At 70.6% G+C, this 24,642-nt stretch carries 15 protein-coding genes and 2 pseudogenes; 11 read left to right on the top strand and 6 right to left on the bottom strand.

Annotation, left to right across the window (positions count from 1 at the left end):
• Positions 1-295: 295 nt before the first annotated feature.
• Both MCAG_RS12380 and MCAG_RS32450 read left to right on the top strand, forming a co-directional pair.
• Positions 296-6,652, top strand: coding sequence for an RHS repeat-associated core domain-containing protein (locus tag MCAG_RS12380; protein ID WP_232290142.1), 6,357 nt, complete (start codon positions 296-298; stop codon positions 6,650-6,652).
• On the top strand, positions 6,652-7,146 hold the full coding sequence (locus tag MCAG_RS32450; RefSeq protein ID WP_007073315.1) for a hypothetical protein: 495 nt from the start codon (positions 6,652-6,654) through the stop codon (positions 7,144-7,146). The genes MCAG_RS12380 and MCAG_RS32450 overlap by 1 nt, the downstream gene beginning before the upstream one ends.
• A gap of 426 nt (positions 7,147-7,572) precedes the next feature.
• On the opposite strand, the pseudogene MCAG_RS36215 reads toward MCAG_RS32450, so the two are convergent.
• Positions 7,573-7,659: pseudogene (locus tag MCAG_RS36215) on the bottom strand (GntR family transcriptional regulator); the annotation flags it as partial.
• A gap of 1,357 nt (positions 7,660-9,016) precedes the next feature.
• Positions 9,017-11,437 (bottom strand): hypothetical protein, encoded by a 2,421-nt coding sequence (locus MCAG_RS29645; RefSeq protein ID WP_007073313.1) that lies wholly within the window; start codon positions 11,435-11,437, stop codon positions 9,017-9,019.
• A gap of 131 nt (positions 11,438-11,568) precedes the next feature.
• Here MCAG_RS29645 and MCAG_RS12370 point away from each other — a divergent pair, with 131 nt between their 5' ends.
• Positions 11,569-12,978, top strand: a complete 1,410-nt coding sequence (locus tag MCAG_RS12370) for a class II fumarate hydratase (RefSeq protein ID WP_198141541.1) — start codon at positions 11,569-11,571, stop codon at positions 12,976-12,978.
• 14 nt (positions 12,979-12,992) lie between these two features.
• Here the strand turns inward: MCAG_RS12370 and MCAG_RS12365 are convergent, their stop codons facing one another.
• A complete protein-coding gene (locus MCAG_RS12365; protein WP_007073311.1) occupies positions 12,993-13,334 on the bottom strand; it encodes a hypothetical protein in 342 nt (113 codons plus the stop codon).
• A gap of 257 nt (positions 13,335-13,591) precedes the next feature.
• Here MCAG_RS12365 and MCAG_RS12360 point away from each other — a divergent pair.
• From MCAG_RS12360 to MCAG_RS12350, 3 genes and pseudogenes are all read left to right on the top strand, one after another.
• Positions 13,592-14,403 (top strand): annotated as a pseudogene (locus tag MCAG_RS12360) (Scr1 family TA system antitoxin-like transcriptional regulator).
• On the top strand, positions 14,394-14,576 hold the full coding sequence (locus MCAG_RS12355; protein WP_007073309.1) for a DUF397 domain-containing protein: 183 nt from the start codon (positions 14,394-14,396) through the stop codon (positions 14,574-14,576). The pseudogene MCAG_RS12360 and the gene MCAG_RS12355 overlap by 10 nt, the downstream one beginning before the upstream one ends.
• Before the next feature lie 278 nt (positions 14,577-14,854).
• On the top strand, positions 14,855-15,619 hold the full coding sequence (locus MCAG_RS12350; protein ID WP_007073308.1) for a GNAT family N-acetyltransferase: 765 nt from the start codon (positions 14,855-14,857) through the stop codon (positions 15,617-15,619).
• 11 nt (positions 15,620-15,630) lie between these two features.
• Here MCAG_RS12350 and MCAG_RS12345 read toward each other — a convergent pair whose 3' ends face one another.
• Positions 15,631-16,176 (bottom strand): CGNR zinc finger domain-containing protein, encoded by a 546-nt coding sequence (locus MCAG_RS12345; protein ID WP_007073307.1) that lies wholly within the window; start codon positions 16,174-16,176, stop codon positions 15,631-15,633.
• A 91-nt stretch (positions 16,177-16,267) separates the two neighbouring features.
• Between MCAG_RS12345 and MCAG_RS12340 the strand changes: the two genes are divergently transcribed.
• The 3 genes from MCAG_RS12340 to MCAG_RS12330 all read left to right on the top strand — a co-directional run bounded on the left by MCAG_RS12340 (position 16,268) and on the right by MCAG_RS12330 (position 19,881).
• Positions 16,268-17,239 carry a DMT family transporter gene (locus tag MCAG_RS12340; protein ID WP_007073306.1) on the top strand — a complete coding sequence of 324 codons (972 nt, stop codon included), beginning with the start codon at positions 16,268-16,270 and terminating at the stop codon, positions 17,237-17,239.
• Positions 17,240-17,348: 109 nt separating this feature from the next.
• Positions 17,349-18,047, top strand: a complete 699-nt coding sequence (locus MCAG_RS12335; protein WP_007073305.1) for an HAD family hydrolase — start codon at positions 17,349-17,351, stop codon at positions 18,045-18,047.
• Between the two features lie 169 nt (positions 18,048-18,216).
• Positions 18,217-19,881, top strand: coding sequence for a S8 family serine peptidase (locus MCAG_RS12330; RefSeq protein WP_036376968.1), 1,665 nt, complete (start codon positions 18,217-18,219; stop codon positions 19,879-19,881).
• A 260-nt stretch (positions 19,882-20,141) separates the two neighbouring features.
• On the opposite strand, the gene MCAG_RS12325 is transcribed toward MCAG_RS12330, so the two are convergent.
• Together MCAG_RS12325 and MCAG_RS12320 are read right to left on the bottom strand one after the other, a co-directional pair.
• Positions 20,142-21,134: a hypothetical protein gene (locus tag MCAG_RS12325; RefSeq protein ID WP_036376966.1), complete on the bottom strand. Its 993-nt coding sequence runs from the start codon at positions 21,132-21,134 to the stop codon at positions 20,142-20,144.
• Positions 21,135-21,314: 180 nt separating this feature from the next.
• Entirely contained in the window at positions 21,315-22,004 is a 690-nt protein-coding gene (locus MCAG_RS12320; protein WP_050777941.1) for an IclR family transcriptional regulator, read from the bottom strand.
• 63 nt (positions 22,005-22,067) lie between these two features.
• Here MCAG_RS12320 and cysS point away from each other — a divergent pair, with 63 nt between their 5' ends.
• Complete coding sequence (cysS, locus tag MCAG_RS12315) at positions 22,068-23,483, top strand: cysteine--tRNA ligase (RefSeq protein ID WP_007073301.1); 1,416 nt, start codon at positions 22,068-22,070, stop codon at positions 23,481-23,483.
• Positions 23,483-24,613 carry a 23S rRNA (guanosine(2251)-2'-O)-methyltransferase RlmB gene (rlmB, locus tag MCAG_RS12310; RefSeq protein WP_007073300.1) on the top strand — a complete coding sequence of 377 codons (1,131 nt, stop codon included), beginning with the start codon at positions 23,483-23,485 and terminating at the stop codon, positions 24,611-24,613. Before cysS ends, rlmB begins: the two co-directional genes overlap by 1 nt.
• Positions 24,614-24,642: the final 29 nt, after the last annotated feature.

Here is a 24,642-nt window from a genome sequence, read left to right as displayed (position 1 = left end):
CGGTGTGGCAGTGAGTGTCGCCGTCGTCATGCTGGCCAACCTGATGGGGGTCCCAGCCCCGGCTGCGGAGGCCGCTGGGCACACCAGGGCAGCAGCCAAATCGGTGCCGACGGTGCCCGTGAGTGCGGTCAAGACTCGACCGGACGATCAGACCAAGCATCCCCGGGTGGCGAGTGCCAAGCCGGCACCGGTCTGGCCGGCGGCGGGCGCGGCCGTGGTCGACCTGACGTCCGCGCAGCCGGGCGAGCCCATCCGCGCGGGCGATTCGCCGGTACGGATCACGTCTACATCTGGGATGAGTCGCTCAGCGGCGGCTGACCCGCAGCGGGTGCGGTTGGAGGTCCTGGACCGGGCGGCGACGCATCGCGCTCAGGTACGGGGAGTGTTGCTGTCGATCAGCCGCGCGGACGGGATGGCCGGTGCCGGTCGGGTCGACGTCACGGTGGACTACCGTTCCTTCGCCACCGGGTACGGGGCGGACTGGGCGACTCGGTTGCGGTTGGTATCGCTGCCGGAGTGCGCGCTGCGTATGCCGGAGAAGAGGCAGTGCGTGGGTGAGCCGCTGCCGTCCCGCAACGATCTAGCTGCCCGTACGGTGACCGCGACCGTGCCGGTGAGTGCGGCCACCGGCCTGGTCGCGGTGACGGCTGCGCCGTCCGGGCCCGCCGGGGACTATTCGGCCACGCCGCTGCAGCCGTCATCGACGTGGTCGGCGGGAGGCAACTCGGGTGCCTTCACGTGGTCTTATCCGATGCGGGTGCCCCCTGCTCCGGGCGGACCCGCGCCGCAGCTGGCACTGAACTACTCGTCCCAGTCGGTCGACGGCCGACACGCGGCGTCGAACAACCAGCCGTCGTGGGTGGGTGAGGGCTTCGAGGCCTGGCCCGGGGGGCACATCGAGCGGCGCTACCGGGCCTGCGCCGAGGACATGGACGGTTCGGCGAACAACGACCTGAAGACCGGCGACCAGTGCTGGGAGACCGACAACGCCACGCTGTCGCTGAACGGCCACTCCGGTGAGCTGATCTACAACTCGTCGGAGGGCCGTTGGCACCTGCGCAACGACGACGGGTCCCGAATCGAGCGCTTGAGTGGTGCTGCCAACGGGGACAACGACGGCGAGTACTGGGTGGTCACCACTACCGACGGCATGCAGTACTGGTTCGGTGTCCAGCGCCTGCCGGGCTGGACGTCGGGCGATCCGGTGACCAATTCGACATGGACCATGCCAGTGTTCGGCAACGACCCGGGCGAGCCGTGCCACGCTGCCGCGTATGCCGACTCCGACTGTGCCCAGGCGTGGCGGTGGAACCTGGACTACGTCGTGGACCTGCACGGCAACTCGGCTTCGTACTGGTACGTCAAGGAGACGAACAAGTACGGCCGTAACCGGGATGCGGACGACGACGCCAGCTACGACCGGGGTGGCTGGCTGGACCGGATCGACTACGGCACCCGGCGAAACAGCGGCGTCGAGTCGGCGCTCGGCTCGCCGGCTCCGCTGCGGGTCGACTTCGCAGTCGCCGACCGGTGCCTGAGCGGCTGCGCCACGCACGACGAGATCCACTGGCCGGACACGCCGTGGGACAGCGCGTGCACCGGCAGCTCCTGCGGGGACAATTTCGCGCCGACGTTCTGGACGACCAAGCGGCTCGCCTCCATCACCACGCAGGTGCGCGACGGCAGCGGCTACCGCGACGTCGAGCGGTGGACCCTCACGCACACCTTCCCCGATCCCGGCGACGGCACCCGCGCCGGGCTGTGGCTCGACCGGATCTCCCACACCGGCCTGGTGGGTGCTACCACCACCGTGCCGGATATCGAGTTCACCTCGGTCCAGCTGTCCAACCGGGTCGACACGGGGGACTTCGCCGCGGCGATGAACTGGATGCGGATCACGAAGATCCGCACCGAGTCGGGCGGTACCACGAGTGTCACCTACTCGGCGCCGGACTGCGTCGCCGGGCAGACGCCCACGCCGCACACGAACACCCGCCGCTGCTATCCGGTGATCTGGACACCGGAGGGCTACCAGAACCCGGTGACGGACTGGTTCCACAAGTACGTGGTCACCACGATCTTCGAGAACAACAACACCGGTGGGGTTGTCCCACAGGGCAGCCCGCGCGTCGCCTACTCGTACAGCTACCTCGACGGTGCGGCGTGGCACTACAACGATGACGACGGGATCATCGACAGCAAGCACAAGACCTGGTCGGACTTTCGCGGTTATGGCCGGGTCGGGGTAACCGTCGGCGACCCCGGCGAACAGACCTACGGCGAGACCCGCTACTTCCGGGGCATGAACGGCGACCGGGCGACGCCGACGGGCGGCACCAGGTCGGTCACCGTCGACGGGATCGCCGACGAGGACTGGTATGCCGGCACGATCCGGGAGTCCAAGACGTTCAACGGGCCGGGTGGCCCGGTGGTGTCCCGGGAGACCAGCGATCCGTGGGCGTCCGCGGCGACCGCCACCCGGACTATCAACGGGGACACCGTCACCGCTCGGTTCACCAGGGTCGGCACGACCCGCAGCTACACGGCGCTGGACGCGGGTCGTGGTGAGCGGGTAACCAGGACGACCACCAGCTTCGACGCGTACGGGATGCCCGTCAGCGTGGACGACTTCGGTGACGACAACGTCGCTGGCGACGAGCAGTGCGCCAAGACGGACTACACGCCGCGTAACACCAGCATCTGGTTGATGGACCGGGTCCACCGGGTGCAGAGCTATGCGGTGAGGTGCGCCGATGCCGCCACCCCCACCTCGCTGAGTGAGGGTGACATCATCGGCGAGACCCGGACCTCGTACGACGGCAACGCGTTCGAGGCGACACCCACCAGGGGCCTGACCACCCGTACCGAGGAGATGGCGGCCTGGAACGCGGGTGCGCCGACCTTCACCACCGTCGCTCAGTCCGGGTACGACACGCAGGGCCGGGTCGTCTCCTCGCGCAACGCGATGAACTACGAGACGAAGACCGCGTACACCCCGGCCAGTGGCGGCCCGGTCACGGCGACGACCGTGACCAACCCCCTGCTGCATGTCGCGACCACGACGCTTGAGCCGGCCTGGGGCACGGCGACGGCGACGGTCGACGCGAACGGCAAACGCACCGACCTGTCCCACGACGGGCTTGGCCGGCTCACCTCCGTGTGGCTGCCGGGCCGGACGAAGGGCACCGACAGCGCCGACATGACCTTCGCCTACCAGGTCCGCAACGACGCCGCCACCGTCGTCACGACCGCCAGGCTGAACGCGCAGGGCAACTACGTCACCACCTACGCCTTCTACGACGGCCTGTTGCGGCCCCGGCAGACCCAGGCGCCGTCGCCGTCCGGCGGTCGTCTACTTACCGACACGTTCTACGACACCGCCGGGCGGCAGGTGAAGACGTTCGACTCGTACCATGCCGCCGGCGCGCCGGGCACCACGCTGATGACCGCGACGGAACAGGCCTTCGTGCCCACCCAGAGCAGGACCATCTACGACGGCGCCGGCCGCGCCACCGCATCGATCTTCCAGCCCTACGACACCGAGCGCTGGCGGACCAGCACCTACTACGCCGGCGACCGAACCGACGTCACACCACCGGCTGGCGGCACCGCCACCGCGACCGTCACCGACGCCCGAGGCCGCACCGTCCAGCTACGCCAGTACCACGGGGCGACGCCGACCCCGGGAACCGCCGGCAGTTGGGACACCAGTACCTACACCTACAACCGCAAGGGCCAACTGGTGGCCTTCGCCGACCCGGCGGGCAACGACTGGACCCACACCTACGACATCCGGGGCCGGCAGACGACGACCGACGACCCCGACAAGGGCGTCACCACCTTCACCTACGACAACGCCGGCCGCGTCACCGCCACCGAAGACGCCCGCGGTCAGAAACTCGCCTACCGGCTCGACCCACTCGACCGTAAGCGGGAGGTCTACGAGGGCCAGATCGGCGGCACCCTGCGAGCCCAGTGGGGGTACGACACCCTCGCCAAGGGCCAGCTATCCTTCAGCACCCGCTTTGTCGGCGGTGCCATGTACCAGGTGAAGGTCATCGGTTACACGGACCTCTACCAGCCGACCGGTACTCAGGTCCTCATTCCCACGTCCGAAACCGGGCTCGGCGGCACCTACAACTCCTTCAACGGCTGGAACCGCGACGGCTCGCTGGCCTCGACCAGTTTTTCGTCCACCAACAGCGACCTGCCCAGCGAGACCCTCCAGTACGGCTACAGCGACCTCGGCCTGCCCACCACCCTGAACACGATCTACGGGGGGTCGAGCAACCTGTCCTACGTCGAAGGCACCGACTACAACGCCCTCGGCCAGGCCAGCCAGTACCACCTGTACACCGGCAGCGGAGGACGCGTCCAGCAGGCGTTCACCCGGGAGTTGGAGACCGGCCGGCTCACCGGAATCCGTACCGACCGAAACTCGGCCGCCCCGTACATCCTCGCCGATGTCCGCTACACCTACGACGCGGCCGGCAACATCGTCAAGACCCAGGATGTTACGCCGGCCCCGACCGACGACACCCAGTGCTTCGGCTACGACTATCTCCGCCGGCTCACCCAGGCATGGACCCCCACCACTGGGGACTGCGCCACCACGCCGACCGTCGCCGCCCTCGGTGGCCCGGCCCCCTATTGGCACAGCTGGACCTTCGACACCGTCGGCAACCGGCAGACCCAGACCGAACACACCAGCGCCGGGAATGCCACCACCACCTACACCTATCCCGCCGCAGGCAGCCCGAAGCCGCACGCCCTCACCGCCACCAGCGGCGCGCACACTGGCTCCTACACCTACGACCAGACCGGCAACACCCTCACCCGCCCCACCAACTCCTCGGGAGTCCAGACCCTGACCTGGGACGCTGAAGGTCATCTGGACACCTCCACGGACACCACCGGGACGACCAGGTACATCTACGATGCCGACGGCAACCGGCTGATCCGCCGCGATCCCACCGGCTCCACCCTCTACCTGCCCGGCCAGGAACTCCGCTACACCACCGCCACCGGTGCCACCACCTGCACCCGTTACTACTCCCACGCGGGCGCCACGATCGCCTCCCGCACTGCCACCGGGCTGAACTGGCTGTCCAGCGACCACCACGGCACCGCCCAAGTCAGCGTGGCCGCCATATCACAGCAGGCGACCATCCGCCGGCAACTGCCCTACGGCCAGGACCGCGGGGCCGGCGTGAGTTGGCCCAACGACAAGGGCTTCGTCGGCGGGACCCTCGACAACACCGGGCTGACCCATCTCGGTGCCCGCGAGTACGACCCCGCCACCGGTCGGTTCGTCAGTGTCGACCCACTCCAGGACCTGGCTGATCCCCAGCAGTGGCACGGCTACGCCTACTCCCACAATAACCCGACGACGTTCAGCGATCCGAGCGGCCTCATCGACGAGGATTGCGCGAAGGTCGCGGGCGGCTGCTCCGAATACAAGCCAGGCAATGAGCAGGCAAACCGGAGGAGCAAACAGAAGAACAGTTGCTGGCCGATCAGGTGCTCCAGCACGATGAAATGGAACGATCCGAGGACCCTTGGCCACGTCATCCTGGTTCCCGAGGCCATCGACATCGACCGGTTTACCCAACTTTGGAATGACTCCCAGGGTGACGTCATCGGCGCCGCCAAGGGTTGGGACCCAGGCCAGGTGATGCATCAGGAATTCAACCTGGCGATGCAGGTGTGCGGGGTCATCGACGACGCGGCCTGCCGCAAGTGGATACAGGATGTGCTGTGGCCCGGCTACTGGGCCACCATGGAGCCGCTGCCGGACGAGGATGGCCTTGCGCTGCCAGTGGGCATGACGTCGCTGGGGCGTGCGGTTCTGCCGCCCGGTGCCGAGTTGCCGACGCAGAGAGGTGTCACGCCGGCATGGCAGGAATCCGGATTCTGCAGTTTTGCCGGGGACACGGACGTCCTCCTGGCAGACGGGACCGTCAAGCCGATCAAGGAAATCAAGGTCGGCGACGAGGTCTTGGCGACTGATCCGGTAACGGGTGAGCAGGGCCCACGAGTCGTCACTCATCTGTGGGTCCATGAAGACGAACTCGTCGCACTGTCCGTCGGCGGCGCCCGTCTCACCACGACGGAGGATCACCCCTTCTGGAACGCCAGTGACCAACAGTGGCAGCCGGCAGCCGATCTCGACCAGGGTGATCTGCTGAGGACGCCCACTGGCACCGGCGTGCTGGTCGACAGGCCTGCGGACGGGTTGCCGAGGCGTGGCACTGCCTACAACCTCAGCGTCGACGGCCTCCACACGTACTATGTGGTGGCCGGCAACACGCCGGTGTTGGTACATAACGCGGGCGGCGGGGGCCTCGGCGACGACATCCGCCTCTACGGCGATTACACGGCGCGAATGGATCAATTTAACGTGCGGGGACAGGCATCTTTTGAAGTTCACGTATACTACCGTGGCTCTGAAGTTGGCATCTATGGCAGTAACGGGTTCTTTAACAAGCATGGAGTAGATGCCAGCAAGGTCAATGTGCCCGATCAGGTGCACAATCGACTCAAGGGCATTGCGGTAGACCAGATGCGGAAGCTTGGCCAGCTTCCTCCTGGGGCTGACATCAAGGGTGACGCTTGGAAGCGCCCGATGATCGGAACGGGTGGTGGCTGCTGATGCGGTTCGTGAACATCCGGTCAGAGCCCGAGGATTGGCCTTCTAATGTTCTTGATCCGGCGCCGTACCTAGAGGTCCTGCCGGGGCTCCTGCCGCAGCTCCCCATGGGTGCACGTGCTTATGCATCGGACCCGGGCCACTACGACTTCGCCTCGTTGCGCTGCGTTAAGGATCTTAGGATAGGGTCTATAGCCCTGCGGGAAGCTGGGCATGCGCAGATCAGCATCGATATTGAGTTCAAGGCTAACGAATTCAAGCACGATGCATCTCTACTGATTCGGTATGTGGACGTGACCCGGTGGGAGATATCAGTAGGCCTTCTCGGCGAGGGTGTGCGTATCTGGCCAGAGAGTCGTCGCCTAGGAGACGTACAGCTTGATGAAGTGCTGCCGGCGCCTAACGGATGCTTGCATGAGGTGCAGATGACGGGTGGAACAATAGTGGTGGCGTGCCGGGACTTGCGAGCGGAGTGGGTGCCGATCGCAAGAAGTTGAACGTTGAGCTCACACTGGCGCTGCTTACCCAGGGTGTCTAAACGGGCGTTCGCGTCTGCCAATGCTTGTCCCGGTTGCCGTCAAGGTTGCCGCCACGCACAGCGCATACATCTAAATCTAGCGATAGGGGGTCGCCGGAGTCGACAACCCGATAGGCGTGCGGTGCCGTGCCGCGTAGCGGTGCGGCGTCGATCCCCGGAACCACTCGTCCAGGTCGGATTGTGAAGGGATCGTTACGGCCACTACCTGTGGGTCGTCCCCAGCTGGTAGTTGATCGACTCGGTGGTGGCGGGCGTGCGCGCGGGGCCGTAGGCCATAGCGCGTGCGCGCGGCCCGGCTCTGCCGGGCCGGTCTTGATCCTGTAGAGCAGTTTTGAGCCAGTCGGATCTTGGTCGAGGGCCTTGGTCCGGCTGGCTTACTGCTTTGGCGTGCGGGGCTGCTGCGGAGGCGCTTGGCGGGTGGTGGCGCCTCGTCGTGGCTGGGGCGTCGGAGGTGTTTGGGCTGCTGGGCGAAGCCCGACAAGGGAGCTGTTGTCATCGAGGGCGGCGATGCTGGAACAGTCTTTACTCCCAGGGGCGGGGAAGACTGGTTCGAAAACATCCTGAAGTGACGGGCGGATCTTATGCGATCGATCGTGCTTACTGGTAGCCAGTTTGAGATAGCTTTTCAAGTTACATACCAGGCGACCAATTTCGATGAGCTGCGCCTGCGTGAGTTGGGAGTGGCGGCCGATGATCTCGAACGGTTAATTGCTGCACTGAGGTCAGTTCGAGCTAAGGTGGACTGTGCCGCGCGAGTCCGAATTGACTTCCAGGAGCCAATCATTGGAAGTGATCGCGACGTCGCTGGTAAACCAATGGCATGCCACGGGGGTGACCCTGGAGGTGAGGTTCTGATAACTCTTCCTGCCGCCTGGGCTGGCCGCTGGCTTTTGCTGGCGGAACTAGTAACTTCGGGCCTTGGTCGTCGTGAATTCTTCTTGCGAACGGGTTACGAATGGCATGAGATGGAGGGTGTTGTGCGGAGACTTGAGAGAGTCGACTGATTGCCTGATTGTGGCGTGCCAATGTATCTGAGGTGTGGCAGCGGGTGGGCCGTAGCGCGTGTGGGCGGCCCAGGCTCTGTCGGACCGCTCTTGATCTTGTCGTCTCGGGATCCGGCGTCGCAGTGGTGCCGCGAGGAGTTGAGCAACAACGAACTGTTGGATGGGGTTACAATCCGGCAAGCGGCGATGGGTTCTTTCTCTCGTGACGGGAGGATCCTCGGGGGCATCACCGCCTGGATGAACTCCAACGAAGGGTGAATGACGGGCGAATTGACCCGAGCGCGCCAATCCGCGTCGACTTCTATGGCGGAGAGTGGATCCCTGATGCCTGTTATTCACCTTACTGACCCCGACTTTCGTGTGTGTCGGATCAGCTTCGATGCTCTAATCGAGATTCAGTTGGAGGCGGAGGGGCGGGGTTGGGCTACCCGATGGACTTCGGTGGAAGCGCTTCGCAGTCAGGTCAAGGAGGACTTCGTCATTCTCCAATCGCTGCTGCGCGAGGAGCGAGGAGGTGCTGTGCGGGCCTATCGATGCCTTCTGTTGTTTTCAACCGTGGATGGTGGAGGTCGCGGCGGGATCGTCACGGTGGATGTTGATCCCGTGAGATTTGAGTCGATGGAGCGACTCGACCGTGATCCAGATGTTCGGAAGGCGTTTGCTCGGATGTTCTCCCTCATGTCGAATGGGGTTTCGACAGTCTCAAAGAAGTAGGTTTGGTTCCGGAAAGCCGATGCTCACCGCCGGCCGCCGCGAAGATCGTCCGCGCACGTCGGAGGGGGCACCGGGCCTGCGCCCGGTGCCCCCTCCGGCGTACCGCGTGGGTCAGCTCGGGTCGATGAAGATGTTGTAGTACGCGGGGCCGGAGACGACCCCCGACGCGGTGCGGCTGCGCACGGTGAGGCTGTGGCCGTACGGCGAGTCCGCCGCCCAGCTCACCCGGGCCGTGCCGTCCGCGCCCGCCGCCACCATGGCCTCCGCGCCGTCGTCGAACGCGTAGACGAACTCCGTGGTGCCCGGCAACTGGGCGGTGAACACGAACTCGCCGGTCTGCCCGACCACGGCGCCGCCCTGCCAGCCGAACACGTCCGAGGTGACCAGCGGGCTCTGCGGGTCGACCCGGAACGAGTAGTACTGCGCGTCCGTGGTCACTCCGGCGGCCGTCCGGGCCCGCACCTGCACCTCCACCCAGCCGCCGTACTCGTTGTCGTACGCCGACGGCGTCCACTCGACGCTGGCGGTGCCGTCCGGGCTCGCCGCCACGGTCCGCTCCGGCTCGCCCCGGAACTGGTAGACGTACGAGGTGACGCCGGTGACCGAGGAGTGCGGGGCGAAGGTGAAGGTGCCCGGCACGCCCGGCCCGCCGCCGGTCGTGTTGCGCGGGTACACCTCGGAGGCCACGGTCGGCGCTACCGAGGCGGGAGAGAACGCCAGGCCGACCCGGTCCGACTCCACCCCGGCGCTGGTCCGGCTGAACACCTCGATCGTGTGGTAACCCGCGTCGGCCGGCGTGTACGAGACGGTCGCGCTGCCGTCGGCGCCCGCCTGGACGGTCCGCTGGCCGCCGCGGCCGAACGCGTAGACGTACTCGGTGACGTCGGCCATCGCCGGGGTGAAGGTGAAGCTGCCCTCGGTGCCGGCCGGCGCGCCCGTCGTCCCGTCGAACGGCCAGTCCGCGGAGGTGACGAACGGCGCGGTGCGCACGGAAAACGCGTAACCGGCGTCGCCGGAGAGCACCCCGTCGCGGGTGCGGCTGCGCACGTGCAGCGTGTTGTCGACCTCCGTCGGGGTGACCGTCACCGTGGCCGCCCCGGCGGAGTCCGCCGCCACGGTTCGCTCGGTGCCGTCGTTGAGCGACCAGACGTACTCCACCACGTCCGTCATGTTCGGCGCGAAGGTGAACTCGCGCGGCTGCCCGAGCCAGCCGTCGGGGTTACCGTCGGTGACCGTCGGCGCGGTGTTGCGCACCCAGAACTCGTACCGGGTCTGCGGCGAGCGGTTGCCCGTGCGGTCCACGGCCTGCACGCTGAGCCAGTCCGGGCCGTACTCGTCGGGGGCGTAGCTGACCGTCGCGGTGCCGCCGGGGCCGGCGGCGACGTACATGGTGAGGCCGGAGCGGCCGTACCAGAATCCGGCGACGTCGTCGGCGGCGCTGGTGAAGGTGAAGTCACCGGCGATCCCCGGGCCGCCGTGGCCGGGGTAGCTCCTGTCGGACGGGTAGTCGGTGGAAACCACCGTGGGCGCGGGTGGGCGGGTCGTGTCGACGGTGAAGCGGCACTCCGGCGACCAGCCGGAACTGGCGTGCTCGTCGGCGGCGCGGACCGCGAAGGCGTACGTGCCGCCGTCGACCAACAGGCCGCCGGGGACCGTGTACTGGGCCAGCATCGGGGCGTGCCAGGCGGAGGAGGTCCACTCGGTGCGCTCGGTGGGCCGGTCGACCGGCCACCAGGCGAAGGTGGCCCGCACCTGGTCCCCGGCGTACGGCTCCAGCTTGTCCGGGTCGGTCACCTCGGCGGAGAGGACCGGGGTGGTGGTGCCGATCAGCCGGCCGGCGGCGCAGGCCAGGCCCGCGACGCTCAGCTTGCCCGGTACGTCGGGAGCCGCGTTCGCCTCCAGCGAGACGCCCGGCTTCTTCAACCGCCGCCCGAAGTGCTTGTACTGCTCGTGGCTGCCGGCGATCCGGGCCATCAGGGTGAGCGAGTCGCGCCCGTCGGCGACGGCCTGCCGGAACACCTCGGTGACGCCCAGCTCCAGGTAGCCGGCGGGGCAGGGCGCGGTCGGGCCGACGTCGCCGACCTTCTCGCGTACGGCCGGCGCGGTGTTCCAGCTGGGCGGGGCCGCCGGCGTGTCGGTGCGCCACAGCTCCAGCTTGCGCGGCTTCGTGCAGTCGGCGACCGCGGACTCCCCGGTGACGATCTGGGCGGTGATGATCTCCTTGCCCCGGTACGGGGTGAGGTCGAAGGTGAAGTAGGCCCGGGAGGTGTGCTTCACCCCGTCGGCCTGCCACGTGCCGACGGGAACGTCGGCGGCGGTGGCGGGGAAGGCGTGGGTGGGCTGCCGGGCGTCGGTGTAGCTCACACTGGCCGGCAGGACGTACTGGGTCACGCCGGCGGCGGCCGGCCCGGTGGTGACAGCCAGCGCGCCCGCGCCGGCGAGCAGGCCGGCGAGGCCCGCGGTGAGGAACCGGCGTGGTGCGCGCCGGAGGCGTCCGGGAAGGGCGCCGGTGGAACCCCCGTTGAACTGCAAGGTGAGACCCTTCGGTGGGAGACAACGGTTCCATGATCTTAACTACGTGACTGTCTCCGCGCCTTCGTCTTTCGGCCCGCCCACCCACCCGAGCGGGCGATTATCTGCGGGCCGGCGACGGCCGGGGCAGGATGGTACGCGTGACGACTCCAGAGGCAGCGGGCTACCGGATCGAACGCGACTCGATGGGCGAGGTGGAGGTGCCCGCCGAGGCGCTGTGGCGGGCGCAGACCCAGCGCGCGGTGCAGAACTTCCCGATCTCCGGCCGGGGCATCGAGCCGGCGCAGATCAAGGCCCTGGCCCAGATCAAGGGCGCGGCGGCGCAGGTCAACGGCGAGCTGGGCGTGATCGACGCGGAGGTGGCCGCCGCGATCGCCACCGCCGCCGCCCACGTGGCCGACGGCGGGTACGACGACCAGTTTCCCATCGACGTGTTCCAGACCGGCTCGGGGACCTCGTCGAACATGAACACCAACGAGGTCATCGCCACCCTGGCCAGCCGGGAACTGGGTCGGGACGTGCACCCGAACGACGACGTGAACGCCTCGCAGTCCAGCAACGACGTCTTCCCGTCGTCCATCCACCTGGCGGCGACGCAGTTCATCGTCGAGGACCTGATCCCGTCGCTGACCCACCTCGCCGAGGCGCTGGAGGCCAAGTCGGCCGAGTTCGAGACCGTGGTCAAGGCCGGCCGCACCCACCTGATGGACGCCACACCCGTCACCCTCGGCCAGGAGTTCGGCGGGTACGCCGCCCAGGTCCGCTACGGCGTCGAGCGGCTGGAGGGCGCGCTGCCCCGGCTGGCCGAGCTGCCGCTGGGTGGCACCGCCGTGGGCACCGGGATCAACACCCAGCTCGGCTTCGCGGCGGCGGTGATCGCCAGGCTGCGCGAGTCCACCGGGCTGCCCCTGACCGAGGCGCGCAACCACTTCGAGGCGCAGGGCGCCCGGGACGCGCTGGTGGAGACGTCCGGGCAGCTCCGTACCATCGCCGTCGGCCTCTACAAGATCGCCAACGACATCCGCTGGATGGGCTCCGGCCCCCGCGCCGGCCTGCGCGAGCTGCGCATCCCGGACCTCCAGCCCGGCTCCTCGATCATGCCGGGCAAGGTCAACCCGGTGGTCGCCGAGGCGGTGCGGCAGGTCTGCGCCCAGGTGATCGGCAACGACGCGGCGGTCGGGTTCGCCGGCTCGCAGGGCGACTTCGAGCTGAACGTGATGCTTCCGGTGATGGCCCGCAACCTGCTGGAGTCGATCCGGCTGCTGGCCGCGTCGAGCCGCCTGCTCGCCGACCGCTGCGTGGCCGGCCTGGTCGCGAACGCGGACGTCTGTCTCGCGTACGCGGAAGGCTCGCCGTCGATCGTCACCCCCCTCAACCGCCACCTCGGGTACGACGAGGCCGCCTCCATCGCCAAGGAGGCGCTGGCCAAGGAGATGGCGATCCGGGACGTGGTGATCGCCCGGGGGCACGTGGCCAACGGCAGGCTCACCGCCGAGCAACTGGACGAGGCCCTCGACCTGCTCCGGATGACCCACCCCTGACGCCACGTGCCGGGTCACGCCGGCCCTGGGTGGTCGCCGCCGCCGGGGCCGGGACCCGGGCCGCGTACCCAGCCGAGGAACCGGTCGAACAGGGATCGCGGGTCGGGGCCGTCGTGCGGGTGCAGCCGGTACAGGTCGGCGGTCGCCTCGTGCAGCACCGCGCAGAGGTAGACGTGCAACCCGATCCTGTCGTGCGCGTACTCCTGCCGGAGGGTGAGCCGCGCGAAGGCGCACGGCCAGGGCGCGGCGCAGGCCCGGCACAGCCAGAGCGGCCGAAGCGCTGTGTGAGCCGCCTCCGGCCGGCGCTGCGGGGTCGGCGGGTGTGCGGCTCGTTGGTTGCGCGCGGGTCGGGGCATGGAGCGGCCTCCCTACGGAGCTGAGTCATCTGCGTCATCGCCCCCTGTGGGGCCGCCCGGCCGGGGCAGCGGGGCGGCCCCGGCGGACGCCGGGCCGGGGGATAGGCCACTTTGGCCGTCCGCCCTTCACAGTCTGGTGAGCGCACCGCTACGTTCGGAAGTGTCTCCGGCCGTTGTGGGAGCCGGGGTGCTCCGGGTGTTGCCGCAGGTGGCGGCACATCGGAGTGGATCACCGTGACGGTGGAGGGTGGTTGTTGATGACCGGTGGGCGGATGACGGCGGCGGCTTTCCTGGTCGCGGAGCTGCGCAGGGCGCGGATGCGCCGGGGCTGGAGCCAGGAGGAGCTGGCGAAGGCGATCAACTACTCGCCGTCACTGGTGAGCGCCGTCGAGCTGGGCCAGCAGCCACCCGCCCCGAAGTACCTGGAGCTGGTCGACGAGGCGCTCGACACCGGCGGGCTCTTCGGTCGCATGCTCGCCGAGCTGGTCAGCCTGGACAAGGCCCAGGTCTGGCTGCGCGGCTGGCGGGCGATCCTGGACCAGGCCCGCGGCTGCGCTGGTTCGATCCGCTGCACGTGCCCGGCCTCTTCCAGACCGAGGCGTACGCCCGCGCCGTCTTCGAGGCGGGCGGCATCCTTGAGCCCGACGAGGTCGAGCGCCGACTGACCGACCGTATGGAGAGTCAGCGCGTCCTCTACGGAGACCGTCCGCCGCAGGTGGTCGCCGTGTTGGACGAGGCGCCCCTCCGACGCCGGGTCGGTGGGCGCAAGGTGATGTGCGACCAGGCGGCGCACCTCGCCAGGATCGTCACCGAGCACCCGCGCGTCCGGCTGCACGTCGTGCGCTCCTCCGCCGAGGAGCACCCCGCGCTCAACGGCCCGTTCATCCTGGCGACCCTTGAGGATGGAGCCGAGCTGGCCTTTCTCGGTGGCCAGATCGGCGGCCAGGAACTGGACCAGCGCGCGGATCTGTCTCGGCTCCAACAGGTGTGGGAGGTTACCCTCGGCGCGGCGTTGCCCCCTGAGGAGTCCATCGAGTTGCTGAGGGAAGTGGCGGAGTCATGGAGCTGATCGGTGCCCGGTGGCGCAAGAGCAGTCGCAGCGGCCAGAACGATCAGTGTGTGGAGGTGGCGACGAATCTGCCCGGGGTGGTCGGGGTGCGGGACAGCAAGGACCCGTCGGGGCCCGTGCTGACTGTCGACCCGTACGCGTGGCGGGCCTTCGTCGCGGCACCCCCGCGCTGACCGGTCGGGCGGGGCTCGGGCCCGAGGCCCGGATCGGCCCACCCGGGAGCGGATCGTCTGGCGGTGCGCGCTACGGCCACTTGATCGACTTCATGCCGGCCATATGGCGGTATCCGACGGCTGGGATACCGCCACCTGGCCGGCATGGCGCTCAGCCCGACGGGGATACCGCCACGTTGCCGACATGGCGACGTAGGCACGGGGCGGCACGGCCGACCGTCGCCGCCGCCGCGATATGCGGTCGACCGGCCGGGCGGGGCGGGGCATCATCCACCCCCATGACGGGCGTGACGGGAGTCGACGGGGCCGGGGTGGTCCTGCTGGAGACGGGGCGGATGCGGCTGCGGCGGTTCACGGAGGGGGACGCCGACGCCCTGACGGAGCTGGACTCGGACCCGGAGGTCATGCGCTATCTGACCGGCGGCCGACCCACCCCGGCCGACGTGGTCCGGGGCGAGCTGCTGCCCCGCCTGCTGGCCGGGTACGACCGCCACCCCGGGCTGGGCCGGTGGGCTGCCCTCGACCGGGCGACGGGAGCGTTCCTCGGCTGGTTCGCCCTGAACCCGGGAGCCCTGTCCGGGTTCGATGCCCCGGCGGGATCCGAGGCGGGAGCCCTGCCCGGGCCGGCAGCGGCGGCGCCGCCGCTGACGGCGCAACCAGTGGCGGCGCAACCAGTGGCGGCGCAACCAACGACGGCCGAGGCGGTGGCGGCGCAACCGGTGGTGGCGACTCAGGCGGAGCTTGGGTACCGGCTGCGGCGGGCGGCGTGGGGGCGGGGGCTGGCCACCGAGGGATCGCGGGCCCTGGTCCGGTACGCGTTCACCACCCTCGGCCTGGCCCGCGTGTGGGCGCAGACGATGGCGGTCAACACGGCCTCGCGCCGGGTGATGGAGAAGGCTGGCCTGCGGTACGTGCGCACGTTCCACCTGGACTGGGACGACCCGATCGAGGGCACCGAGCACGGCGAGGTCGAGTACGAGTTGCTTCATGTCGGGCAGGTGGCGGTATCCGGCCGCCGGGATACCGCCACCTGCCCGACATGACAGCGCTGGCTTCAGGGGCGGCTGGCGGCCCGGCGTGCGCGATAGGCGGTGACCGCGGCCCGGTTGCCGCAGCCGGCGTCGCAGTACCGGCGGGACCGGTTCTTGGACAGGTCGACCAGCACGTTGTCGCAGTCCGGGTGCTCGCACACGCGTAGTCGGCCCAGCTCGCCGCCGCGCACCAGATCGGCGACGGCCATCGCGGCCTCGACGGCCATCCGGGTGGCCAGCGGTGCGTCCCTCGGCACGGCGTGCAGGTGGTACGGCTCGTCGTCGTGCCGGATGAGCTGCGGCAGCGCCCCCGCGTCGCGCAGCAGCCCGTTGACGGTGGCGACGATCTCGTCGGTGTCGGCGTACCAGATCCGGCGTAGCCGGGGGCGCAGCTCCCGGACGGACCGCAGCTCCGCGTCGGTGTGCTCGTGCCGGCCGGTCCAGCCGTGCGTGGCGAGGAACGCGTCCAGGGTCGCCACGTCGGGCAGTGCCTCGCCGTGGCGGCCCCCGGTGTTGACCAGGGCGGCGGCGGCGATCAGCGCGGGCTCGGTGTCATGGGCGAAAAGCAACTTGACTCCTTTCGACCGACCGATCTAGCGTCACGAGCATAATCTATTTCACTCATGACATTCGAGCTCATGACGTTCCGAGGAGATGTCGATGCGTCAACGACCCGCCGGTGCCGGCCTTGGCCTGGCGCTGCTGTCGGCCGTCACCTTCGCCACCTCGGGCATCTTCGCCCGTTCGCTGATCGAGGCCGGGTGGTCCGCGGAGGCCGTGGTGATCGCCCGGGTCGGCACCGCCGCCGCTGTCCTCGCGGTGCCGGCGGTGCTGGCCCTGCGCGGCCGGTGGGACGTGCTGCGGCGCAACCTCGTCTCCGTGGGCGCGTTCGGGCTGCTGGCCGTCGCCCTGGCCCAGGCGTGCTTCTTCAACGCCGTGCGCTACCTTCCGGTCGGCGTGGCGCTGCTGTTGGAGTACCTCGGCATCGTCCTCGTGGTCGGCTGGATGTGGGTGGCGCACGGGCAGCGCCCGCGCCGGCTGACCGTGGCCGGATCGGTGGCCGCGCTCGCCGGCCTCCCCGCCGTACTGGACCTGACCGGGGCCGGCCGCCTCGACCCGGTCGGCGTGCTCTGGGGGCTGGGCGCGGCGGTCGGCCTGGCCGGGTACTTCGTGATCGCCGGGCGGCTCGACGACGGCCTGCCGTCGGTGGCGATGGCCAGCGCCGGGATGGGCGTCGGCGCGGCGGCCCTGCTCGTGCTCGGCCTCGCCGGGGCGCTGCCGCTGCGGGTCGTCTTCGGCGAGGTGACCTTCGCGGGGCAGCGTACGAGTTGGCTGGTGCCCATCGTCGGCCTGTCGCTGGTCGCCGCGGTCGTCGCGTACCTGACCGGGATCGCCGCGACCCGCATTCTCGGTGCCCGGCTGTCGTCGTTCATCGGGCTGACCGAGGTGATGTTCGCGGTGCTCATCGCCTGGCTGGTGCTGGGCGAACTGCCGACGGTGGTGCAACTGCTCGGCGGTGCCCTGATCGTCGCCGGGGCCGCCCTGGTCCGGGTCGACGAGCTGCGCGAGGCGCGGGACCCCAACCGGACGCCCGCCCGCCCCGCCGAGCCCGCCCTCGCTGCCGAGGTATGACCGGCCGTCCTCCCGCTGCCCGGGTCGGTCGCCTTCGCGCGGGCAGGCCCAGCCTGCGGGCGCAGGGCCGTCGTGGCCTGGGAGGTGCTTCGGTGGCACCCTTGCCGGCATGCTGACGCACGTCGTGTTCGACGCCGACGAGACCCTGCTCGACCTGCGCCCGGCGGTCACCGGCGGGCTGGTGGCCGTACTGGAGGAGATGCGGCGGCTGACCCCGGCGGCGGCCGAGGTCACCCTCGCGGACCTGGAGTCGGACTGGGGTGCGGTCTTCGGGGCGCTGAGCGCCGCGCCCGTCAACGAGATCCGGCGGGCCGCGCTGGCCCGGTCGCTGGCCCGGGCCGGCCTCGACCCGCACCTGGACGATCTCGCGGCGCTGTTCTTCGCCCGGCGCTTCGCGCTCACCCGGCCGTTCCCCGACGCGCTGCCGGCCCTCGCCGTTTTGCGCCGCCGGTACACCCTGGGCTACGCCACCAACGGCAACAGCCGCGCCGAACGCTGCGGGCTCGTCGGCGAGTTCACCTTCGAGGTGTACGCGCACGAGAACGGCCTGCCGAAGAAGCCCGACCCGGAGTTCTTCGCCGCCGTGGTCGAGGCGGCCGGGGTACCCGCGCGCCGGATCGTGTACGTCGGGGACTCGCCGAGCCACGACGTCCTCGCGCCCCGGCGGGCGGGAATGCGGGCGGTCTGGCTCAACCGGGGTGGACTGCCCCGCCCCGCAGACGTTCCCGCCGACGCCGAGGTGTCCACGCTGGCCGCCCTGCCGGACGTGCTCGACCGGCTCTCCGGCGTCGAGCTGAGTGGCGCGTAGGGCCGCCGGCTGCGTGCCCTGGCCCTCGCGCGGGACTGCCCGGTGGTGCCTGGGCTGACAACGGGCCGACGAAAGCCCGAATGGCGTGTAATACGGACCTCCATCTAGCGGAACTCGCGCCGGTGATATGGGATGGCTGCCACGTCCCTCAACGAGAGGATCTGATGTGGTGAGCAAGCGCTTCACCGCCGGTGCCGTCGCAACCGCAACGGCGTTGGCACTCACGGTGACCGGGGTGGTGGGCCCGGCGAACGCCGAGCCGACCGCGACCCGGGAGTTCACCGTCGTGGCGGAGTCCGGCGTCTCCGCCGACGCGGCGATCGCCGCGATCAAGGCCGCTGGCGGCACGGTGGTGTCCCGTACCGACGAGGTGGGCCTGTACCAGGTCACCAGCGACCGCGCCGACTTCGCCAGCCGGGCCGCCGCGAACGCCGCTCTGCTCGGCGCGGCCGAGAAGAAGGCGATCGGTCGCAAGCCGAAGCTCGACCGGGTCGAGCGGGAGAACCTCATCGCCAAGGCCAAGGCGAAGGGTGCCGCCGCCAAGCGGGGCACGAAGATGGACCCGCTGGACGAAAAGCTCTGGGGTCTGGGCATGATCCGGGCCGACAAGGCCCGCAAGGTGGAGCCGGGCGACCGTCGGGTCACCGTCGGCGTCCTCGACACCGGCCTCGACGCCAGCAACCCCGACCTGGCGGCGAACTTCAGCTGGTCACTGTCGCGCAACTTCGCCCCCGACATCCCCGAGGCCGACGGCGAGTGCGAGGTGGCGAGCTGCCTCGACCCGGTCGGCACCGACGACGGCGGGCACGGCACCCACGTCGCCGGGACCATCGGCGCCGCCGCCGACGGTTTCGGCCTGTCCGGCGTGGCCCCGAACGTGACCCTGGTCGAGCTCAAGGGCGGCCAGGACTCCGGCTTCTTCTTCCTCGACCCGGTCGTCAACGCTCTGGTGCACGCCGGCAAGGTCGGCCTGGACGTGGTCAACATGTCCTTCTACGTCGACCCGTGGCTGTACAACTGCACGGCCAACCCGGCCGACTCGCCCGAGTCGCAGGCCGAGCAGCGGGCGATCATCGAGGCCATGACGCGGGCGCTCAACTACGCGCACCGCAAGGGCGTCACCCTGGTCGGCTCGCTCGGCAACAACCACGAGGACCTGGGGGCCCCACGCACCGACACCTCCAGCCCCGACTACGGCGCCGACCCGTACCCGCGGCCGATCGACAACGCGAGCTGCTGGGACTTCCCGGTGGAGGGCCCGCACGTGATCGGCGTGTCGGCGATCGGCCCGTCCGGCAAGAAGGCCGACTACTCGAACTACGGCACCGAGCAGATCGCCGTCGCCGCGCCGGGTGGCTGGTACCGGGACGGCTTCGGCACCGACACCTACCGCCTCGACTCCAACATGATCCTCTCCGCGTACCCGAAGCACGTCCTCCAGGAGGAGGGCTCGGTCGACGAGAACGGCAACATCGTCGCCGGCTTCGAGGCGTCGGTCTTCAAGGAGTGCAAGGCCAACGGCGACTGCGGCTACTACACCTACCTGCAGGGGACCTCGATGGCGTCGCCGCACGTCAGCGGCGTCGCCGCGCTGATCGTCAGCAAGTACGGCAAGAAGGTCTCCGGTGGCCTGGGCATGGACCCGAACAAGGTGGAGCGGCAGCTTTACCGCACCGCCGCGGAGCACGCCTGCCCGGAGCCCCGGTTGCAGACGTACACCAACGAGGGCCGGCCGGCCGAGTTCGACGCGTTCTGCGCTGGTAGCTCGACGTTCAACGGCTTCTACGGTCACGGCATCATCGATGCGTACGCTGCGGTGACGACCCGCATGTGACGTCCCGGATCCTCCGGGCGGGGGCCCGGGCGACCACGGTCGCCCGGGCCCCCGGGCGTCTCCGGTGTTCCCGGGCGAGTCTGCGGCGTTCCGGGCGTCGCCGACGTTCCGCCATGTCGGCGACCTGGCGGGTCCGGAGGGCTCGGATGGCGCGATGTCGCCGACATGGTGGCTCGCCCCGGCCATGCCGGCCCTGCCCGGCCCCGGCTCGGCCTCACCCGGCACAGTTTCGCCCGGGGTGCGCTCGGATGCTGGGCGGGTCATCGACGCCAGCCACAGGCGACCAGGGCGGCGCGCACCTCGCGGGCCACCCCCGGGAAGTCCCGGTGGAGCCGGCGACTGGTCACGTGCAGCACGACCCAGCCCGCCCCGACGAGGTGGTTGAGCCGCTGGCGGTCGCGGTGCAACTGCTCGGCGTCGGCGTGCCAGTGCCCGTCGTACTCGACGGCGACCCGGAAGGCCGGCCAGGCCAGGTCGGGGTGCAGGGCCAGGCCGGACGCCAGCCGGATCGGGTGCTGGGTGACCGGGCGGGGCAGACCGGCCAGCACCAGTCGGACCCGCAGGTGCGACTCCGGCGGAGACTGCGCGCCACCGTCGGCGAGCCCGAACACCCAACGGGCGCGCCGTCCGCCGGGCCGGTCGGCGTTGCGCTCGGCGACCGCCGTCAGGTCGGCCGGGGTGACCAGCCCCCGGCCGAGCAGGCCGTCGACGATCGCCACCGCCCGGAACGGCTCCAGCCACACGGCCGTCTCCCACGCGGCCTGGGCCGGCGTCGACCACCGGAGCACCCTGGCACCAGCAGCCGTCCCGTCGACGATGGCCGGACCGGCGGTGGCCTCGGCTGCGACTGCCCGGTCGTCGTCCGTTCGGGTGACCGGGCCGCCCCCTGCCGGCAGGAGAACCGGGGCCGCGCCGAGAGTGTGCACCCGGATGCCGGGCTGGGAGTCGATCCGGGCCGATCGGGGGACGAGCACGTGCACGTCGTCGGTGAACGAGGCGGCGTGCTCGACGCCGTGCAGGTAGGCCGCAGAGGGGCCGGCGAGCACCGCCTCCGGCGGCAACCGCAGCGCGGCGGCGCGGCAGGCCAGGCCGTGGTCGCGGCGCAGCCGGGCGTCGGCGTACACGTCGTGGCGCAGGCGCAGCCAGGACGCGCCGCGGAGCTGGTGCCGGCTGAGCAGCCCAAGCCGGACGGCCTCCGAGCCGCGGAAGACCTGCCGGGCCAGGGCAGCGGGACGGGAAGGTTGTGGGGGCATGTCCTCCAGCGTCACCGCCCCAGCACGCCCCGCGACACCCCTGTGGACAACCGCCGCCCCGCCGGCTCCCCACCCTGTGGACAACCGCCCCATTCGCCGTCGGGTGTGGTAGGCGGGGCGCAAAGGGCCGGGCCCGGCCCCGCGACGAGGCGAGGCGATGCGGGGCGGGGGCGGGGCTCGTCAGGGGGCGAGGGCCGCGCTGATCGCCGCCGCCGCCGCGAGCACCTGCCCGCCGACCGACTCCGGGTCCAGCGGGGCCAGCGCCACCACGCCTACGCTCGCCTCCAGCCCCGGTACGCCGAGCACCGGTGCGGCCACGCCGTACGCCCCGGGCTGCAACTCCCCGCTGGTGCTCACCGGGCCGGCGGAGCCCGCCCGGGCGGCGAGGATGGCCCGTCCGGCCGCCCCTCGCTCCAGCGGGTGCCGCGTCCCCGTCCGGTACGCCACGTGCAGCGACGTCCAGCTCGGCTCGACCACCGCCAGGGCGACCCCCTCGCCGCCCTCGACGACGGTCAGGTGCGCGGTCGCGCCGGCCTGCTCGGCGAGGCGCCGCAGGGCGGGCAGCGCGCCCTCGGCGAGCAGCGGCTGGGCCCGCCGGGCCAGGTGCAGCACCCCCGCGCCGAGCCGTAACCGGCCGTCGCCGTCGCGGCGTACCATGCCGTGCCCGCTGAGCGCCCCGACCAGCCGGTAGACTGCGGCCCGGCCGATGCCCAGCCGGTTGGCCGCCTCGGTGACGGTCAGCCCGCCCGGCGCGTCGGCGACCAGGTGCAGCAGCCGCAGCCCCCGGTCCAGCGTCTGGGCTGTCTCACCCCCGCGCGTGCCGTCGTCGGTCCGGGTCGTCGTGCCATCCTGCCGTGCCGCCTCATCCACGAGGGGCAGCGTACGACCCGGCGCGGGGCGAACCCGGAACCCGTGGACGGCTACCCTGGAGGCGTGACGCTACGCCTGTATGACACCGCCACCCGATCGGTGCGGGACTTCGTCCCGCGGGAAGCCGGCAAGGCGGGGGTCTACCTGTGTGGTCTCACCCTCCAGGGCCCCCCGCACATCGGTCATCTTCGCTCCGGCGTCAACTATGACGTGTTGCGCCGCTGGCTGCTGGCCCGGGGGTTCGAGGTGCGGTTCATCCGCAACCTGACCGACATCGACGACAAGATCCTCGTGAAGGCCGTCGAGCAGGGCCGGCCGTTCTGGTCGATCGCGTACGCGAACGAGCGGGCGCTGGCCGCCGCGTACGGGATGCTGAACGTGCTGCCGCCAACGTACGAGCCGCGGGCCACCGGGCACATCCCGGAGATGCACGAGCTGATCGCGCGGCTGATCGACACCGGGCACGCCTACCCGGCCACCGACGGCTCCGGCGACGTCTACTTCGACGTGGCCTCCTGGCCGGCGTACGGCGCGTTGTCCGGGCAGTCGCCCGACGCCATGCAGGCCGCCGACGACGCCCCGGAGCGGGGCAAGCACGACCCGCGCGACTTCGCCCTGTGGAAGGGAGCGAAGCCCAACGAGCCGGCCGACGCGTACTGGCCCTCGCCGTGGGGGCGGGGGCGGCCCGGCTGGCACATCGAGTGCTCGGCGATGTGCTGGCGTTACCTGGGCGAGGAGTTCGACATCCACGGTGGCGGGCTCGACCTGACCTTCCCGCACCACGAGAACGAGATCGCCCAGTCGCAGGCGGCCGGCCTGCCGTTCGCCCGCTACTGGGTGCACCACGGGCTGCTCGGCATCGGCGGGGCGAAGATGGGCAAGTCGCTCGGCAACGCCCTCGACCTGACCTACATCGACTCACTCGGGGTGCGCCCGATCGAGCTGCGCTATTATTACGCGGCGGCGCACTACCGGTCGCACGTCGACTACACCGAGGATTCGCTGCGGGAGTGGGCCAGCGGCTTCCGGCGGATCGAGGGGTTCGTCCAGCGGGCCGCCGAGCGGGTCGGCCCCGGTGAGCTGGGCGAGCTGTCGGCTGGCTTCGTCGCCGCGATGGACGACGACCTGAACACCTCGGCCGCGCTCGCGGTGCTCCAGGAGGTGCTCCGGGACGGCAACACCGCCCTGGCCGCCGGCGATGATGTGACCGTCCGCACGGCCCTCGGCTCCACGCGGGCGATGCTGGATATCCTTGGTATCGACCCCCTCGACGAGGCATGGACCGGCGGCGGTCGCGCGGACGACCTGCGCGGCGTGGTCGACTCACTGGTCGCGCTGGCCCTGGAACAGCGCGCGCAGGCCCGCAGCCGCAAGGACTGGGTGGCTGCGGACGCCGTCCGCGACCAGCTCAAGCTGGCCGGCGTGGTGGTCGAGGACACCCCCCAGGGCCCCCGTTGGACTATTGGAGAGCAGGACTGATGGCCGGCAACTCGCAGCGCCGTGGCCGGCGACTGACGCCGAAGGCGGGTGCCCCGAAGGGCTCCGGCGGCAAGAACAAGGGCGCCCTCGCGGGTCGGGGCAAGACGCTGCCCGCCGACGAGCGCCCCTGGCACAAGGCGTACTCGGGCACCGAGAAGCTGCCCCAGCGCACCGCCTGGAAGCAGGACAAGGAGCGCCGGGCGGCGGCCGAGGAGGGGCGCACCCCGAAGGTCGGCAAGCCGGGCACCAAGGACACCACCTGGGGCAGGGGCGGCGGCCGGGGGGTGCCGACCATCCGGGGCGGTGCCGGCGGGCGGGGTGGCAAGCCGACCGGGCGCACCGGTCCCCGGGTCGCGCCGGGCCGCAAGTCCAACCCGGCGAAGGACACCCCGGAGCTGCTGGTCGGGCGGAACCCGGTGCTGGAGTCGCTGCGCGCCCAGGTGCCGGCCACCGCGCTCTACACGGCCCACGGCATCGAGATCGACGACCGGGTCAACGAGATCGTCCGCACCGCCGCCGACCGGGGCATCGCCATCCTGGAGATCAGCCGGGCCGAGCTTGACCGGATGACGGGCGGGGTGCTGCACCAGGGCATCGGCCTCCAGGTGCCGCCGTTCGCGTACGAGCCGTTCGAGGACCTGGTGGCGGCGGCGCTGGAGCAGACCGCCCCGCTGCTGGTCGCGCTCGACGGGGTCACCGACCCGCGTAACCTCGGCGCGGTGATCCGGTCCGCCGCCGCGTTCGGCGCGCAGGGCGTGTTCGTACCGGAGCGGCGGGCCGCCGGGATCACCGCGACCGCCTGGCGCACCAGCGCCGGTGCGGCGGCGCGGGTGCCGGTTGCCCAGGTCACCAACCTGACCCGGTCGCTGAAGGCGTGCCAGGATGCCGGTTTCATGGTCGTCGGCCTGGACGCCGACGGCGACACCGACCTGTACGACCTGGAGGCCGCCGTCGGCCCGCTGGTCGTGGTCGTCGGCTCCGAGGGGCGCGGGCTGTCCCGGCTGGTCGGCGAGACCTGCGACCTGACGGTGAGCATCCCGATGGTTTCCGAGGTGGAGTCGCTCAACGCCAGCGTCGCCGCTGCGGTCACCCTCGCCGAGGTGGCCCGCCGCCGGGCCGCGGAGGCGTGAGCACAGCCCACGAGTGACGCGGCGGGGCC

This window comes from Micromonospora sp. ATCC 39149 (assembly GCF_000158815.1).
In the GTDB taxonomy this organism is placed as follows: Bacteria; Actinomycetota; Actinomycetes; order Mycobacteriales; family Micromonosporaceae; genus Micromonospora.
The sequence above is the reverse complement of the archived record's forward strand: the minus strand, read 5'-3'. Positions and strand labels throughout refer to the sequence as shown.